Origin of the sequence: Mesorhizobium sp. M1006, from assembly GCF_040318825.1 — a bacterium.
GTDB lineage: Bacteria > Pseudomonadota > Alphaproteobacteria > Rhizobiales > Rhizobiaceae > Mesorhizobium.
On record NZ_JAMYMZ010000010.1, the window covers coordinates 163,169 to 178,028 of the forward strand.

14 protein-coding genes are annotated in these 14,860 nt (G+C 63.9%); 8 read left to right on the forward strand and 6 right to left on the reverse strand.

Translation table 11 applies throughout. From position 1 onward, the window contains the following. A complete protein-coding gene (locus NKH60_RS12615; RefSeq protein ID WP_352872301.1) occupies positions 1-975 on the forward strand; it encodes a WD40 repeat domain-containing protein in 975 nt (324 codons plus the stop codon). Positions 976-983: 8 nt separating this feature from the next. On the opposite strand, the gene NKH60_RS12620 is transcribed toward NKH60_RS12615, so the two are convergent. Further along, the gene (locus NKH60_RS12620) at positions 984-1,493 is read right to left on the reverse strand and encodes a hypothetical protein (RefSeq protein WP_352872303.1); all 510 of its coding nucleotides are present in this window, start codon (positions 1,491-1,493) and stop codon (positions 984-986) included. A 104-nt stretch (positions 1,494-1,597) separates the two neighbouring features. On the opposite strand from NKH60_RS12620, the gene NKH60_RS12625 reads away from it, so the two are divergent. From NKH60_RS12625 to NKH60_RS12635, 3 genes are all read left to right on the forward strand, one after another. Beyond that, positions 1,598-2,980 (forward strand): aspartate aminotransferase family protein, encoded by a 1,383-nt coding sequence (locus NKH60_RS12625; RefSeq protein WP_352872305.1) that lies wholly within the window; start codon positions 1,598-1,600, stop codon positions 2,978-2,980. A gap of 14 nt (positions 2,981-2,994) precedes the next feature. After that, complete coding sequence (locus NKH60_RS12630) at positions 2,995-4,416, forward strand: glutamine synthetase family protein (protein ID WP_352872307.1); 1,422 nt, start codon at positions 2,995-2,997, stop codon at positions 4,414-4,416. An 86-nt stretch (positions 4,417-4,502) separates the two neighbouring features. Next, the gene (locus NKH60_RS12635; RefSeq protein WP_352470171.1) at positions 4,503-5,225 is read left to right on the forward strand and encodes a UdgX family uracil-DNA binding protein; all 723 of its coding nucleotides are present in this window, start codon (positions 4,503-4,505) and stop codon (positions 5,223-5,225) included. A 1-nt stretch (position 5,226) separates the two neighbouring features. Here the strand turns inward: NKH60_RS12635 and NKH60_RS12640 are convergent, their stop codons facing one another. The 4 genes from NKH60_RS12640 to NKH60_RS12655 all read right to left on the reverse strand — a co-directional run bounded on the left by NKH60_RS12640 (position 5,227) and on the right by NKH60_RS12655 (position 9,781). Then, the gene (locus NKH60_RS12640; RefSeq protein ID WP_352872309.1) at positions 5,227-6,492 is read right to left on the reverse strand and encodes a glycerate kinase type-2 family protein; all 1,266 of its coding nucleotides are present in this window, start codon (positions 6,490-6,492) and stop codon (positions 5,227-5,229) included. 175 nt (positions 6,493-6,667) lie between these two features. Continuing rightward, on the reverse strand, positions 6,668-7,174 hold the full coding sequence (locus NKH60_RS12645) for a heme-degrading domain-containing protein (protein ID WP_352872311.1): 507 nt from the start codon (positions 7,172-7,174) through the stop codon (positions 6,668-6,670). A gap of 74 nt (positions 7,175-7,248) precedes the next feature. Beyond that, positions 7,249-8,562 (reverse strand): guanine deaminase, encoded by a 1,314-nt coding sequence (guaD, locus tag NKH60_RS12650; RefSeq protein ID WP_352830253.1) that lies wholly within the window; start codon positions 8,560-8,562, stop codon positions 7,249-7,251. A gap of 1 nt (position 8,563) precedes the next feature. Continuing rightward, the gene (locus NKH60_RS12655; RefSeq protein WP_352614357.1) at positions 8,564-9,781 is read right to left on the reverse strand and encodes a urate hydroxylase PuuD; all 1,218 of its coding nucleotides are present in this window, start codon (positions 9,779-9,781) and stop codon (positions 8,564-8,566) included. A 140-nt stretch (positions 9,782-9,921) separates the two neighbouring features. On the opposite strand from NKH60_RS12655, the gene NKH60_RS12660 reads away from it, so the two are divergent. From NKH60_RS12660 to dps, 4 genes are all read left to right on the forward strand, one after another. Then, positions 9,922-10,842 carry a LysR family transcriptional regulator gene (locus NKH60_RS12660; protein ID WP_352872313.1) on the forward strand — a complete coding sequence of 307 codons (921 nt, stop codon included), beginning with the start codon at positions 9,922-9,924 and terminating at the stop codon, positions 10,840-10,842. A 75-nt stretch (positions 10,843-10,917) separates the two neighbouring features. Beyond that, a complete protein-coding gene (locus tag NKH60_RS12665; protein WP_352872315.1) occupies positions 10,918-11,931 on the forward strand; it encodes an LLM class flavin-dependent oxidoreductase in 1,014 nt (337 codons plus the stop codon). Beyond that, the gene (locus NKH60_RS12670) at positions 11,928-13,181 is read left to right on the forward strand and encodes an LLM class flavin-dependent oxidoreductase (protein WP_352872317.1); all 1,254 of its coding nucleotides are present in this window, start codon (positions 11,928-11,930) and stop codon (positions 13,179-13,181) included. The genes NKH60_RS12665 and NKH60_RS12670 overlap by 4 nt, the downstream gene beginning before the upstream one ends. Positions 13,182-13,327: 146 nt before the next feature. Further along, positions 13,328-13,816 (forward strand): DNA starvation/stationary phase protection protein Dps, encoded by a 489-nt coding sequence (gene dps / locus NKH60_RS12675; RefSeq protein ID WP_352469859.1) that lies wholly within the window; start codon positions 13,328-13,330, stop codon positions 13,814-13,816. Between the two features lie 8 nt (positions 13,817-13,824). On the opposite strand, the gene xdhC is transcribed toward dps, so the two are convergent. Further along, complete coding sequence (gene xdhC / locus NKH60_RS12680; protein WP_352872348.1) at positions 13,825-14,814, reverse strand: xanthine dehydrogenase accessory protein XdhC; 990 nt, start codon at positions 14,812-14,814, stop codon at positions 13,825-13,827. Between the last annotated feature and the right edge of the window lie 46 nt (positions 14,815-14,860).

Below are 14,860 nucleotides of genomic sequence, written 5' to 3' on the forward strand. Positions count from 1 at the left end.
ATGCCGACAGTCGCCCCGCTCGATCTCGAAGGCCACTGCCTCGCCGCCGTGTTTCTCGGCGACGTGCCGCATTTTGCGCTGGCCGACGGCACAATCCATCGGCTCGACCACGGCCACAAGACGGTGCAGGCCAATGACGGAATGCTCGCCGCCTTCCATGATGCGGCAAACGATCGACTGATCACCGGTGGTGAGGACGGCAGGATCTTTGCCGTGACCCCAGGCGGCAATACAATGGAATTGGCGACCGCAGGCAAAAAATGGATAACCAGCGTCGCCGCCGGGCCGCAAGGCGCTGTTGCCTATGCTTCGGGCAAGATTGCCTATGTGCGCTTTGCCGACGGTAAAACCAGGGAATTCTCGCATTCGCGCTCGGTCGAGGGGCTTGCCTTCTCGCCCAAGGGCATGCGCTTCGGCGTTGCCCGCTATAATGGCGCGACGCTGCATTTCCCGGCCGCCGACGGCAAGCCGGTCGAACTCGAGTGGGCCGGCGCCCACACCGGCATCACCTTCTCGCCGGACGGCGGCTTCGTCGTCACCTCCATGCAGGAAAACGCGCTGCATGGCTGGAAGCTCGCCGACGGCAAGCACATGCGCATGTCCGGCTACCCCGGCAAGGTGAAAAGCCTGTCGTGGAGCGCCAAGGGCAAATGGCTGGCGAGTTCCGGCGCGCCGGCGGCGATCGTCTGGCCGTTTTCCGGCAAAGACGGGCCGATGGGCAAGGCGCCGCTGGAACTCGGCACGCGCGGCAATGCGATGGTCACCTCCGTCGCCTGTCACCCGAGCCAGGACGTCGTTGCTATCGGCTATGATGACGGGATGGTGATGGCGGTGCGCTTCGCCGACGCCAAGGAAGTGCTGTTGCGCCGGCCGGGCAAAGGCGCCGTCACCTCGATGATGTGGGACAAGGAAGAGCGCCGCGTCGCCTTCGGCAGCGCCGCCGGCGATTGCGGCGTCATCGATATTTCGGCGTAGCCTGTTACTTACTCGGCTCCGCAGGATACTTTGCCGGTCAATTCAGCCTGCTTGCCGTCCTTTTCGGCATCGGCCGTTACATCATAGATTGAGAGCAAATAGCGACCGTCATAGACGCCTTCGTCGCTGGCCTTGGTCAGGATCGCCAGTTCGACATAGCCGTAGGCGTTTTCGACCTGCCGTTCGTGGTAGACGAGCAGCCGCAATTCCTTGTTGTCGAGCCAATATTGCGTGAGGTTCTGATCCTCGAACACCGTCTTGCGCAGACTGTCGGCAGCCGGCCTGCCCAGAATCTCGAGCTCACCGCTAAAATTGAAGGTCGGCCCGCCCATGCCTCTGGTGACCCCGGCACCGACCTGAAATTTGACGGCTGCATCCTCGGCGGAACACCAGATGCCGCCCGACCCCAGAGCCGCACCAACCGACGACAGCAGCGTTGCTGCGCAGACGATCGCCCGCACCATCTTGTCCCCTCCGGCCGAAGTACCATTCGGCGCCCGAAGGCGGCTCGCGGTCAAGCGCCTGTTTCCATTTAAATGACCGCTGACCCAACACAGGGCAGCCGCCCGGCCAATTGCGGTGGCGGATGCCGATTGTCTAAAGTGCGACTGAGAGGGACGCCATGAACGTCATGAACCATGCAAAGACTTCCATCGGCGGCATCGGCCCGACTCGGATCGCCGAGTTGCGCGCGACCGAGGCAGAAGTCTTTCGCCGGGCGCGGCCAAAATCGATGGCGAAAATCGGCAATGGCCTGCCCGGCTTCTTCGGCGGCGTGCCGATGCATTGGATGAACGACTGGCGGACGCCGTTCCCGATCCTTGTCGATAGTGCCAGGGGCGCCATCATCAGAGATATCGACGGCAACCGGCTCGACGATTTCTGCCTTGGCGACACCGGTTCGATGTTCGGTCATTCGCCGCCGCCGGTCGCACGCGCCATTCGCAGGCAGGCCGGACGCGGCCTGACCTACATGCTGCCTGCCGAGAACGCGCTCGCCATCGGGCCGCTGCTGCAGCAGCGTTTCGGCTTGCCGTTCTGGCAGATCGCGACGACGGCCACCGATGCCAACCGCTTCGCGCTGCGGGTTGCCCGCGCCGTTACCGGCCGGGAGAAGATACTGGTCTTCAACGGCTGCTATCATGGCTCGGTCGACGAGACGATGGTGCGGCTGGTCGCCGGGAAAGCGGTGAATCGACCGGGACTGGCCGGCGAGTTCCGCGACCTGACGCGGGCGACTGATGTCGTCGAGTTCAACGATCTGCCGGCGCTCGACGCGGCACTCCGGGGCAACGATGTCGCCTGCGTCATCGCCGAGCCGGTGCTGACCAATTCCTGCATGGTGCTGCCCGAAGCCGGCTTTCATGATGGCTTGCGGCGTCTCACCCGTGCGACCGGCACGCTGCTTCTAATCGACGAGACGCATACAATCTCGACCGGTCCCGGCGGCTATACAAGCAAATACGGGCTGGAGCCGGACCTGTTCGTGCTAGGCAAGCCGATTGCCGGCGGCGTACCGGCGAGCGTCTGGGGCATGAGCGAAGACGTTGCGGCCCGCTATGCCGCTTATATCAGCCGGAAAGAGCCCGGCTACTCCGGCATGGGGACAACGCTGTCGGCCAATCCGCTGCAATTCGCAGCGATGCGCGCCACGCTCGAATACGTCATGACCGACGAGAACTACAGCCATATGGACAATCTGGCGCGGCGGCTCGACGCCGGGCTGACCGCCGTCATCGATCGCTATCGTCTGCCCTGGCATGTTGCTCGCGTCGGTGCCCGTGTCGAGTTCATCTGCGCGCCGGGCCCGCTGAGGAACGGCGGCGAAGCGGAGGCTGCGCACGTGCCGGAGCTCGAGGCGGCAATCCATGTCGCGCTGGTCAATCGCGGCGTGCTGATCGCACCCTTCCACAACATGATGCTGATCTCTCCTGCGACCAGCGCCGCCCAGGTGAACCGGCTGATCACTGCCTTCGGCGCGGTTGCGGCAAAGCTTACGGCGTGAGACAAGCTTGCGGCATGAAACAAGCGCCCAAGCAAAGTTTGAACCTGGTCACGGCATCCCCTTCGGGCTCGACGCCCGCCGAGGCGCAGGCCTTTCTCGACGCTCATCCCGAGATCGAAGCGTTCGACATCGTGCTGACCGACGCCAATGGCGTCGGGCGCGGCAAGATCGTGCGCCGGCATGAGTTGATGAGCATCTTCGATGGGGGCCGGCACATGCCGATCTCGATCCTCGGCCTCGACATCACCGGCGAGGATGTTCACGAGACCGGGCTGATCTGGACGACGGGCGACGGCGACCTGCGGGCGTGGCCGATCCCCGGCACACTGGTGCCGCTGTTCGGCACCCAGCCGCCGCGCGGTCAGGTGCTGATGGCGATGTACCATCTCGATGGCCAGCCGATGTCGTCCGACCCGCGGCTGGCACTCGCCCGCCAGGTAGACATCCTCGCGGCCCAGGGCCTGCATCCGGCCGGCGCCTTCGAGCTCGAATTCTTCCTGCTCGCCAACGAGCGCGACGCCGAAGGCAAGGTGCAGCCGGCGCACGCGGTGCTTGACGGACGCCGCTCGGCCAAGACTGAGGTCTATTCCGTCGACCATCTGCACGGCATGGAGCCGCTGTTTTCCGACATCTACGCCGCAGCCAAGGTGCAAGGCATCCCGGCCGAGACGGTCATCTCGGAATATGCGCCCGGCCAGTACGAGTTGACGCTCAACTACCGCAAGGATGTGATGCGGGCGGCCGACGATCTCGTGATGCTCAAGCGACTCGTGCGGGCGCAGGCGCGCCGTCATGGTGTCACCGCTTGCTTCATGGCCAAGCCGATCGAGAAATATGCCGGCTCGGGCATGCATTTTCATGTCTCGCTGCTGGACGATGCCGGCAAGAATGTCTTTGCCGAAACCGGCGGCGAAAGCTGGTCGCTGCCGCTGCTGCGCGGCCTCGGCGGACTGATCCAGACGATGGCGGAATCGATGCTGGTCTTCGCGCCGCATGCCAATTCATGGCGGCGCTTCGTCTCGCAATCCTATGCGCCGGTGGCGCCGACCTGGGGCGTCAACAACCGTTCGGTGGCACTGCGTGTGCCGGCCGGCGATGCCAAGAACCGCCGCATCGAGCACCGGCCATCGGGCGTCGACGCGAATCCTTACCTAGTGGCAGCAACGGTGCTGGCCGGTGTCGTCAAGGGCCTCGACGAAGGCCTCGATCCCGGTCCCGAAACCACCGGCAATGGCTACGAATCGGCCGTCACGCGCACGACGATGCCGGTGGACTGGCGTGCCGCGATCGAGGCGGCAAGGGCGTCGACCTTCCTCAAGGGCGCATTAGGCGAAGACCTGCACCGGACGTTCGTGGCGATCAAGCAGTCGGAATATCTGCGGGTGGCGCGCACGGTCAGCGAACTGGATTATCACCTCTATCTGCACGAGGTGTAGGGCATCACATCGTCAGCCGTCCGCCGGTGAAGGCCCATGCGGAATAATTTCAACGGAACCTTCGGCGGGCTTTGCTCATTGCGTGTCTGATTGCAGGAGCGAGCAAGGCCGCCTTAGTTATGATCGCCAGGATGCAGACAACCCCGACGCCGCACCATGCCAAAGTGCAGGCAAGACGCTTGCCTGCAAGCAAGTCTCCGGAAACGACAGAAATCGACGCCAGGACGATTCCTGAACTGCGCGAAACGGCCAAGATCTGCCGCCGCTGTCCGCTATGGCACGACGCCACGCAGACCGTGTTCGGTGAGGGCCCTGATAAAGCCAAGGTGATCTTCGTCGGCGAACAGCCGGGCGACCAGGAGGACCTGGCGGGCAAGCCCTTCGTCGGTCCGGCGGGCAAGGTGTTCGACGCGATCCTGGACGATGCCGGCGTCGATCGGCTGAAAGTCTACGTCACCAACGCGGTCAAGCATTTCAAGTTCGAGCCGCGCGGCAAGCGGCGCATCCACTCCAAGCCGAACGCCGGCGAGGTGCAGGCTTGTCGCTGGTGGCTCGACAAGGAAATCGATCTGATCAAGCCCAATCTGGCGGTGGCGCTCGGCGCAACGGCGGCGCAGGCGCTGCTCGGCAAGGTGGTGCCGATCATGAAGATGCGCGGGGCCGTCGTGGAGCGTGACGATGGCTTGCGTGTCTTCGTCACCATCCACCCGTCCTTCATCCTGCGCATTCGCGAGCCGGCGGACAGGCAGGCAGAACGCGACCGGTTCCTGCAGGATATGAGAGCGGTGAAAAAGCTGATGGCCGCCTGAGCTATTTGATCAATATCGCCCGGAGATCGTTGACGTTTGTGCCGGTCGGACCGGGTACGAAAAGGTCATCTACGGCATTGAATGCCGTCCAGGCGTTGTTGCCGGCAAGCATGGCCTTGGCATCGATGCCCGCCTTATGCATCCGCGACACTGTCGAGCCGTCGGCGAAGGCGCCGGCATTGTCTTCCGAACCGTCTATGCCGTCGGTGTCGGCGGCCAGTGCGTGGACGCCCGCCATGCCGCTGATCCCAATGGCGAAGGCGAGCAGGAATTCCGAGTTGCGGCCGCCTTTGCCTTGCGCACGCAAGGTCACGGTCGTCTCGCCGCCCGACAGGATCAGCACCGGTTTTGCGAATGGCCGGTTGCGCGTCGCCACTTCGCGCGCGATTGCAGCGTGGACGCCGCCGACCTCACGCGCCTCGCCCTCGATGGAATCGGAGAGAATGACCGCTTCGATACCTTGGTACCTGGCTTCGGCCGCAGCCGCTTCCAGCGATACGCCGGCCGAGGCGATCAGATGTACCTCGTTGCGCGAAAAACGCGGATCATCGACGCGCGGTGCATCGGCGGCCGGCGAATTGATGTGCGCCATCACTGAAGCCGGTAGTTTCATGTCATAGGCGGCGATCGACGCTAATGCATCTTCGCGGCTGCCGGAATCGGGAACGGTCGGGCCGGAAGCGACCAGCGCCGGGTTATCGCCCGGAATGTCGGAGACCACGAGCGACACCACCTTGGCTGGATAGGCAGCGGCCGCCAGCCTGCCGCCCTTGATCGTGGAAACATGTTTACGGATGGTGTTCATCGCGGCGATCGGCGCGCCGGAGGCGAGCAGCGCCTCGTTGACGGCGATCTCATTGGCCAGCGTCAGACCTTCGGCAGGTGACGGCAGCAGCGCCGAGCCGCCGCCCGAAATGAGCGCCACGACGAGGTCGTCCGCAGTCAGTCCCTGGACCTTTTCGAGCAGCCGCCGGGAAGCTTCTAGCCCCGCGGCATCCGGCACCGGATGCGCCGCCTCGATGATCTCGATGCGCCGGCAGGCCGCGCCATAGCCGTAGCGGGTGACGACCAGCCCTTCGATCGGCCCGTCCCACACTTTCTCGAAAGCCGCCGCCATCTGCGCCGAGCCTTTTCCTGCACCGATGACGATCGTCCGTCCCTTCGGCCTTGCCGGCAAATGATCCTTGATCGTCCTCTGGGGATCGGCGGCGGCAACGGCGGCGTTGAAGATCGAAATGAGAAAGGACTTGGGATCGAGCGCGGTCATACTGAGCTACCACGGACGCTGTGCGAGCTTCTGCGGCGTTTGCGCTGCCCCTCACCCTTACCCTCTCCCCGTATAGAGACGGGGAGAGGGGATCGCCAGCGTTGGAGCGTTGCCCTTCTCCCCGTCACTACGCGGGGAGAAGGTGCCGGCAGGCGGATGAGGGGCAGCGCCAACGTCACGATGTTGCTTCCGGCGGCAGGACCAACTCCTGGCTATCGACGCCCAAGTAGCTACACAGCGTATGGACGACAACTCCGTGGTCCTCGCGCTCCGGTAGACCGGAGACGGCGATCACGCCGATGACGCCAGCGCCCTTGACAGTGATGGGAAAGCCGCCACCGGCCAGCACATAGTCGGCAACGTCCAGCCCTTCGCCGGGCTTGAAGCTGCGGTCGGGGCGCTGCTGCTCCAGCACAATGCGGTAGGTGCTTTTCAGGAACCGCCGCACGACGTTGATCTTGCGCCGCGCCCAGTCCGGATTGGAGGCGTTCGAGCCGGGCATTGCCGCATAGAACAGCGGCCGGTCGAAAGTTCTGATATCGACGATGATTGGCAGGTTTTCCTTGAGAGCCCGGTCGCGGATCGCCGAGCCGATGTCGAAAGCGACGGCTTCGTCGAAGGCCGAAAAGACAAGCGTGGCTTCCTGTTTCTTGATCAGAGCGATGTCGTCCGCAACGGCCATGTCGTTCCCCTGTCGATCTCGCCTGTTGCTTTGGCGGATGGCTGCCGCCCGGTCAAGCCGGCCGCATACGACGGCTAAACCGCTATATCCGCCTTGGCCGCCCGGCCGGCGACATAGACCTCGCGCACGGCGCGGTCGTCGCCGAGTGTCTGCAGCAGAAACAATTCCTCGGCAAGCGTGTCCGCCGTCTCCACCCGCAGCCGCATCGCCGGCGTGGCGCGGGCGTCGAGCACGATGATATCGGCGTCGCTGCCTTCCTCCAGGGTGCCGATCTTTTCCGCAAGCGACAGCGCCTCGGCATTGCCGCGGGTCAGCTGCCAGAAGGACTGGAACGGATTGAGCTTCTCGCCGTTCAGCGCGATCACCTTGTAGCCCTCGTCCATGGTGCGCAGCATCGAATAGTTGGTGCCACCGCCGACATCGGTGGCTGCGGCGATGCGAAGCGGCTTCTCGCGGCGGCTATAGCGCTGATAATCGAACAGGCCCGAGCCGAGAAACAGGTTGGAGGTCGGGCAGAACACCGCCACCGAGCCGCTATCCGAAAGCGCATCCGCCTCGCGCTCCGACAGGTGGATGCAATGGCCGAACAGGCTTCTGCGCCCGAGCAGCCCATAGTGTTCGTAGATGTCGGTGTAGTCCCGCGTCTGCGGGTACAATTGCTGCGTGAAGGCGATCTCGGCGTGGTTTTCCGACAGATGCGTCTGCATGTGCAGATCAGGATATTCGCGGCAGAGCGCGCCCGCCATCTCCAATTGCTCGGGCGACGAGGTGATGGCGAAGCGCGGCGTGATGGCATAGTGCTGGCGCCCCTTGCCGTGCCACTCATCGATCAACGCCTTGCTGTCGTCATAGCCCGATTGCGGCGTGTCGAGCACGCCGTCCGGCGCGTTGCGGTCCATCATCACCTTGCCGGCGATGTTGAGCATGTTGCGGTCGTGCGACTCTGCAAAGAACGCTTCGGCAGATTCCTTGTGTACCGAGCAATAGGCCGCGACTGTCGTGGTGCCGTGGCGCAACACTTCATCCAGGAACAGCCTGGCGATACGGCGGCCATGCTGGGCGTTCTGGAATTTGGTCTCTTCCGGAAAAGTGTAGGTGTTCAGCCAGTCGAGCAGTTCGGCGCCGAAGGAAGCGATGACCTGCATCTGCGGAAAATGTGCATGCGCATCGATGAACCCGGGCAGCAGCAGATGTGGCCTGTGGTCGATCTTTTTTGTTCCCTCGCCCGCCTTTTTCTCGACCTCGGCATAGGCGCCAGCGGCAACGATCCTTCCGTCGCGCATCAGCAGGCCGCCATCTTGCTCGTAGCGCCAGGCGGAATGGTCGTCGATGGTTTCTGGCCAGCGCAAAAACGACAGCGTGCGGCCGCGCAGCAGCGTGCTGGTCATGCTATTTCCCCGCGCCTTCGAACCAGGCTACCAGCAGTGCCCGTTCCTTGTCGGTGATCTGGGTGACGTTGGCGGGCGGCATGGCGTGGCTGCGTCCGGCCTGCAGGTAGATCTCGCCGGCGTGCTCGGCGATGCCGGCATCGGTATCGAGCATCACGCCCTTAGGCGCGTGGTAAATGCCCTCGTAGGACGGCTCCGCCGCATGGCACATCGAACAGCGGCCAAGCACCGTATCGCGCACGGCAGGGAAATGCGCCGAGGCAACGTAGACCTGTGCCGCCGAGGACGTTTTGACCTCGCCGGTCAGCAGCTTCGGTGCCGTCGACAGCCAGATGATGACGACGAACAAGACGGCGGCGGCCAGCCAGGTCCAGGTAGGATTGCCTTTGCGCGCATGCCTGGTGTTGAAATAGTGCCGGATCAGCACGCCGATGATGAACACCAGCGAGGCGATGACCCAGTTGAACTCTGTCCCGAACGCCAGCGGATAATGGTTCGACAGCATCAGGAACAAAACCGGCAGCGTCAGGTAATTGTTGTGCAGCGAGCGCTGCTTGGCGATCTTGCCGTATTTCGGATCGGGCTTACGGCCGGCGATCAGGTCGGCGACGACGATCTTCTGGTTGGGGATGATGACCATGAAAACGTTGGCCGACATGATCGTCGCGGTAATGGCGCCGAGATGCAGGAAGGCGGCGCGGCCGGTGAACAGGTGGGTCAGTCCCCAGGCCATGAATACCAGCACCCCATACAGCACCAGCATCAGGCCGGTGTCGCTGTTGCCGAGCGGCGAACGGCACAAGAGATCGTAGACCACCCAGCCGACGCCGATCGTCGCCAGCGACAGCAAGATGCCTGTAGGCACCGACATAGCAAGGACATTCGGATCGATCAGGAACAGGTCCGCCCCGGCATAGTAGACGACGCACAGCATGGCGAAGCCCGACAGCCAGGTGGCGTAGGATTCCCACTTGAACCAGGTCAGATGCTCGGGCATCTCAGCCGGCGCCACCAGATATTTCTGCACATGGTAGAAGCCGCCGCCATGCACCTGCCATTCCTCGCCGAAGGCTCCGGCAGGCATGCCCGGACGCTGGCGCAGCCCGAGATCGAGCGCGACGAAATAAAAGGACGATCCAATCCAGGCGATACCGGTGACGACGTGCAGCCAGCGCACGGCGAAACTCAGCCAATCCCAAAATATCGCGAAATCCATCATGAAAAAATCGTCCCTGCCGATCCACTGACTTTACGGACTGGAGCGCAAACGGAAAGGGCCGAGCTGCACGATGACTTTCAAAAAAAATTGGAAAATACTAGGCTGATCATACGCAGCCACATCAGAGCCACGGAAGCCGCATGGCCTATCTCGACAACATCGCCGTTTTCGTCCGCGTCGTCGAGCTCGGCAATTTGTCGGCGGCTGGGCGCGACATGCGCATTTCGCCCGCGGTCGCCTCTAACCGGATCAAGGAGCTCGAGAAGCACCTGGGCGTCAGGCTGTTCAACCGCACGACGCGACAATTGATGCCGACCGAGCACGGCACGGTGTTCTACTCTGGCGCCAAGCAGGTGCTGGAGGCGGTCACCGAGGCGGAAGCGGCGGTCAGCGCGCTATCCGGCCAGCCGCGCGGCACCATAAAGGTGACAGCGCCGCTCGGCCTCGGGCGGCGGCTGGTAGCATCCGGAATCCCGGATTTCCACGACAGGTACCCAGATATCGAGGTGCGGCTCCGGCTTTCCGATCACAATGTCGATATCATGAAGGAAGGCATCGACGTTGCGTTCCGGCTGGGCATCATCGAGGATTCCAGCCTCAGGATGCGCGGCATCATGGACTGCGAACGCGTGCTGGTAGCGGCTCCGCAATATCTGGACGTGCGCGGCGAGCCGACCGAGCCGCAGGAGTTGATCGGCAAGAAACACGATTGCCTGATGCTGCGCTATTCCGGCGCGCGCGAATATGTCTGGACACTGCAGACGCCGAATGGGCCGCAAAAGTTCGAGGTGCACGGCCCCTACGATACCGATGATGGCGACGTGCTGACCGGCTGGGCGCTGTCCGGCCGCGGCATCATCAACAAGCCGCGCTTCGAGGTCGAGCCGTTTATCCGCGACCAGCGGCTGAAGGTGGTCCTGAGCAACACGCCGCCGACGCCGGTGCAGTTCGCCGCCGTCTACCCGCACAAGAAGCTGCAGGATCCGAAGGTGCGGCTGCTGCTCGATTTCATGGCCGAGCGCTGCCAGCGGCTGATCAGGGATATTCTGGCCGGCAAATGATCGTCGGCTGGCTGGTTGCTTTCCGTCCAGCCGGCGAGATAATTCTCAAGGAATCTCGCTCAACAGGGAAAAGCGATGGCCAACGGCGCCACAATGTGTCTCGCCGTTTCACTGTCTCCGGAAGCCGCCCCTTCCCATCCGCCCGACGCCGCCCCGGACTTCAGTCTGCTGACGCGGTTCGTGCAAGAAGCCGAAGCGGCCGGTCTGGACATGGTGTTGCTGGGCGATTCCGCACCGGTTGCAGGCTGGCCGAACCGGCAAATGCGCTTCGAAGCAACCACCTTGGTGGCGGCGCTGGCGACGGTGACAAGCAGGATCGGCCTCGTCGCCGCCGCGTCGACGGTCGCCCACCAGCCCTATAATCTCGCGCGCCGTTTCGCCTCGCTCGATATCATCAGCCATGGCCGCACCGGCTGGAACGCGAGCATGATGCCCGACCCGCGCGAGGCGGCCAATTTCAGCCGGCCGGAAGGGTTTTCCTGCGACGATTTCCGCCTGCGCGCCGATGAATTCATCGGCATCGTGCAAGGCTTGTGGAAAGGCTGGGACGCAGACGCGCTGCTGTTCGACAAAGTTGGCGGCCGCTTCTTCGATCCCGAGAAGATGCACCTTCTCGACCACAGGGGCGAATACTTTTCCGTGCGCGGGCCGCTCAACGTGGCGCGGTCGCCGCAGGACACGCCGGTGCTGGTCATGTCCGGCCTGTCCGAGCCCGCCATGTATATCGCCGCCCGCACCGCCGATGTCGTCCTGCTGGATGAGCCATCGATCGAGCCGGCGAGGGCTGGCGATCTGAAGCGCCGTGCGCTTGCCTTCGGGCGCAGGCCGGAGGCGCTGAAAGTGCTGATGAACGTTACCGGCAGCGCCGAAATAACCGCCGCGCCGGACCTGTTTGCGGACAGGCTCGAAGAGTGCTTTCGCCCGAAAGCCTGCGACGGCTTCAACATCGCCATGCCGTTCACATCGGCGCTCGACGATTTCGTCGGTCTCGTGCTGCCGGAGCTTCGCCGCCGCGGCCTTGCCCGGTCCGGCTACAGCGCGGCGACACTGCGCGCCCATCTCGGGCTTGCAGGGGAGGATCGGCAATGAGCGCCGGTCGAGGCCAGATGAAGCTCGGCGCCTTCCTGTGGGCGACAGGCCACCACATCGCCGCCTGGCGCCATCCGCAGGCGCATGTCACGGCCGGCATCGACATCGATCATTACATCCAGCTGGCGCGGACGGCGGAAGCGGCAAAGTTCGACATGATCTTCTGCGAGGACGCCTCCGGCGTGCGCGAGGCCAATGTCAACATCGCCAGCCAAACGTCGCGCTCGATCGGCTTCGAGCCGATCAGCCTGCTTGCCGCGCTCGCCGTCCAGACGGCGCGCATCGGCCTCGTCTCCACGGCGTCGACGAGCTATAACGAGCCTTACGGGCTGGCGCGAACCTTCCTGTCGCTCGACCATCTGAGCGGCGGCCGTGCCGGCTGGAACCTTGTCACTTCCGCCAGCCAGATCGAGGCCGCCAATTTCGGCTCGACCGGTCTGCGCCCGCATGCCGACCGCTACGAACGGGCGCGCGAATTCGCTGCCGTGGTTGCTGGCCTTTGGCAAGGCCAGGGCGGACACGAAGGCAGAAGCTTTTCGGTGCGCGACCCGCTCGATCTGCCGCGCTCGCCACAAGGTGCGCCGGTCATGGTTCAGGCGGGAGCATCGGACGAAGGCCGCAATCTCGCCGCCCGGACCGCCGATGTGGTGTTCACTGCGGCGCAGACATTCGAGGAGGGGAAGGCCTTCTACGACGACCTCAGGGGACGGCTGGCGGCCCATGGGCGCGAGCCGGACGACCTCAAGATCATGCCTGGCGTCGCGCCGGTCGTCGCGGCAAGCGAAGCGGAAGCCCGGGCAAAACATGATGAACTGCAGGAGCTGATACCGGACGATGTCGGTGTCGCGCTGCTTTCCAGCTATCTCAGCATATCCGATCTCGCGCGCTATCCCATCGACGGACCGCTGCCCGAGCTGCCGGCCAGCGAAGGCATGCAGAGCCGGCAGGCGCTCGTCATCGAGCAATCACGCCGCGATAAGCTGTCCATTCGCCAGCTTGCCCGTCATTTCGCCGGCGCGCGCGGCCATTGGCGCGTCGTCGGAACGCCCGCCCAGATCGCCGACGAGCTCGAGGCACGCTTCGAGGGGGGCGCCGCAGACGGTTTCAACGTCATGCCATCCTATTTTCCCGGCCAACTCGATGCCTTTGCCACACTAGTCGTGCCGGAGCTACAGCGGCGCGGGCTGTTCCGTATGGATTATGAAGGCAGCACGCTGCGCGACCATCTGGGCTTGAAAAGGCCGGCGTAAACGACGAGCGGAACGAAAGTCGGAGATCGCCGTTTTGGGATGCTGTGCCGCGCGGCGATGAGGGCGTCTGCGCGCATGTTCGATTGACCTTCCACAAACTTCGCCCTCTTCAAACCAAGCGGACGCAACCGCCACAGGAGCCGATCATGGATGCCATCGCCACCCGCAACGACCTGCAATCCAATGCCAAGAAAGAGTGTATCGATCTTCTCAATGCCCGCCTCGCTGACGCCATCGATCTGGCCTTGATCACCAAGCAGGCGCACTGGAACGTCAAGGGACCGCAATTCATCGCCATCCACGAGATGCTCGACACGTTCCGCGAGGAGCTCGACGGCCATGTCGACACCATTGCCGAGCGCGCCGTACAGCTCGGCGGGACGGCGCTCGGCACATCGCAAGAGGTGTCGAAGGCGACTATGCTCGAGGCCTATCCGACCGACATCCACAAGACCCGGGATCATCTGGCGGCGCTGATCGACCGCTATGCCGCAACCGCCAAGCGGGCACGCGCGGCGATCGACGAGGCGGCCGGCGCGGGCGATGCCGACACCGCCGACATCTTCACCGCCTATTCACGCTCGCTCGACAAATTGCTGTGGTTCCTTGAGGCGCACACGCAGGAGAAGGAATAGCCAAAACGTCAGCCAGCCATCGCCTTGCGGTGAGGGGCTTTGGACTGAGCGGACGGTGCCGCCGCATGGCCGGCCAACGCTGTCATAATCTCGGCTACGGCGAGTGCGGCGATCACCTGCGGGCGCTTGTCCTTAACGGCATCGCCGCCGATCGGCGAGACGAGGCGGGCAAATTCCGCCTCGCTTCCGTCCGCCGATTTCAGGAACCAGTTCCGGAACGTCGCCTTCTTGGTTCTGGAGCCGATCATGCCGACATAGGCGGCATCGCGGCGTTTCAGAGCCTCGGCGACGATCAGGAAGTCCAGCGCGTGGTCATGTGTAAGGACGACGAAGGCGGATCCAGCCGGGGCTTCGCGCACCATCGCCTCAGGCATCGGCGTCAGCTTGGTTTCGACCGCTTCCGGCATGCCTTTGAGCGCCTCGGCTCGCGTCTCGACAACGACGACATGCACCGGCAGCAAGGCCATCGCGGAGGCCAGCGCCTGGCCGACATGGCCGCCGCCGAGGATGTAGACATGCGGTCGCTGCGCTTCCTCGGTTTCCGCCGCCGCAACCAGCTTGGCTTCAAGCGCGGGGTCGACTAGCTGGATCAGCAGCTCGACCCTGCCGCCGCAGCACTGCCCGATGTCTGGGCCGAGCGCGATGTCGAGGGTGGCGCGGATATCCCTCCCCCTTGAGGGGAGGGTGGCGGCGAAGCCGCCGGGTGGGGTCGCCGCGGCAGTGCTCGACGCGCTGGCGGTACCTTCTGAGACGACCCCCTCTGGCCGCTCCGCGGCCATCTCCCCCTCAAGGGGGGAGAAAAGCATCTGTCGCGCTTTGTCGATCGCCATGTATTCGAGCTGGCCGCCGCCGATCGTACCGAAAGTGGCCGATCCTGAGACGAGCATGAAGGCACCCGTCTCGCGCGGCGTCGAACCTTTTGTCCGGGCCACCTCAACGAAGGCGACCCGGCCGGCGCCGGCAAGAAAGGCTTTCAGGCTCTGCACTTTCGCGTTCATCATTTGCGTTCCCTATCGGGAAATATAGAGTTTTTCGGCCTGAATT

What these genes read in the sequence shown, in the direction of transcription:
- NKH60_RS12615 (WP_352872301.1), top strand. Translation starts at nt 1, where the DNA reads ATGCCGACAGTCGCCCCGCTCGATCTCGAAGGCCACTGCCTCGCCGCC.
- NKH60_RS12625 (WP_352872305.1), top strand. Translation starts at nt 1,598, where the DNA reads ATGAACGTCATGAACCATGCAAAGACTTCCATCGGCGGCATCGGCCCG.
- NKH60_RS12630 (WP_352872307.1), top strand. Translation starts at nt 2,995, where the DNA reads ATGAAACAAGCGCCCAAGCAAAGTTTGAACCTGGTCACGGCATCCCCT.
- NKH60_RS12640 (WP_352872309.1), bottom strand. Translation starts at nt 6,492, where the DNA reads ATGACCGCGCTCGATCCCAAGTCCTTTCTCATTTCGATCTTCAACGCC.
- NKH60_RS12645 (WP_352872311.1), bottom strand. Translation starts at nt 7,174, where the DNA reads ATGGCCGTTGCGGACGACATCGCTCTGATCAAGAAACAGGAAGCCACG.
- guaD (WP_352830253.1), bottom strand. Translation starts at nt 8,562, where the DNA reads ATGACCAGCACGCTGCTGCGCGGCCGCACGCTGTCGTTTTTGCGCTGG.
- NKH60_RS12655 (WP_352614357.1), bottom strand. Translation starts at nt 9,781, where the DNA reads ATGATGGATTTCGCGATATTTTGGGATTGGCTGAGTTTCGCCGTGCGC.
- NKH60_RS12660 (WP_352872313.1), top strand. Translation starts at nt 9,922, where the DNA reads ATGGCCTATCTCGACAACATCGCCGTTTTCGTCCGCGTCGTCGAGCTC.
- NKH60_RS12665 (WP_352872315.1), top strand. Translation starts at nt 10,918, where the DNA reads ATGGCCAACGGCGCCACAATGTGTCTCGCCGTTTCACTGTCTCCGGAA.
- NKH60_RS12670 (WP_352872317.1), top strand. Translation starts at nt 11,928, where the DNA reads ATGAGCGCCGGTCGAGGCCAGATGAAGCTCGGCGCCTTCCTGTGGGCG.
- dps (WP_352469859.1), top strand. Translation starts at nt 13,328, where the DNA reads ATGGATGCCATCGCCACCCGCAACGACCTGCAATCCAATGCCAAGAAA.
- xdhC (WP_352872348.1), bottom strand. Translation starts at nt 14,814, where the DNA reads ATGAACGCGAAAGTGCAGAGCCTGAAAGCCTTTCTTGCCGGCGCCGGC.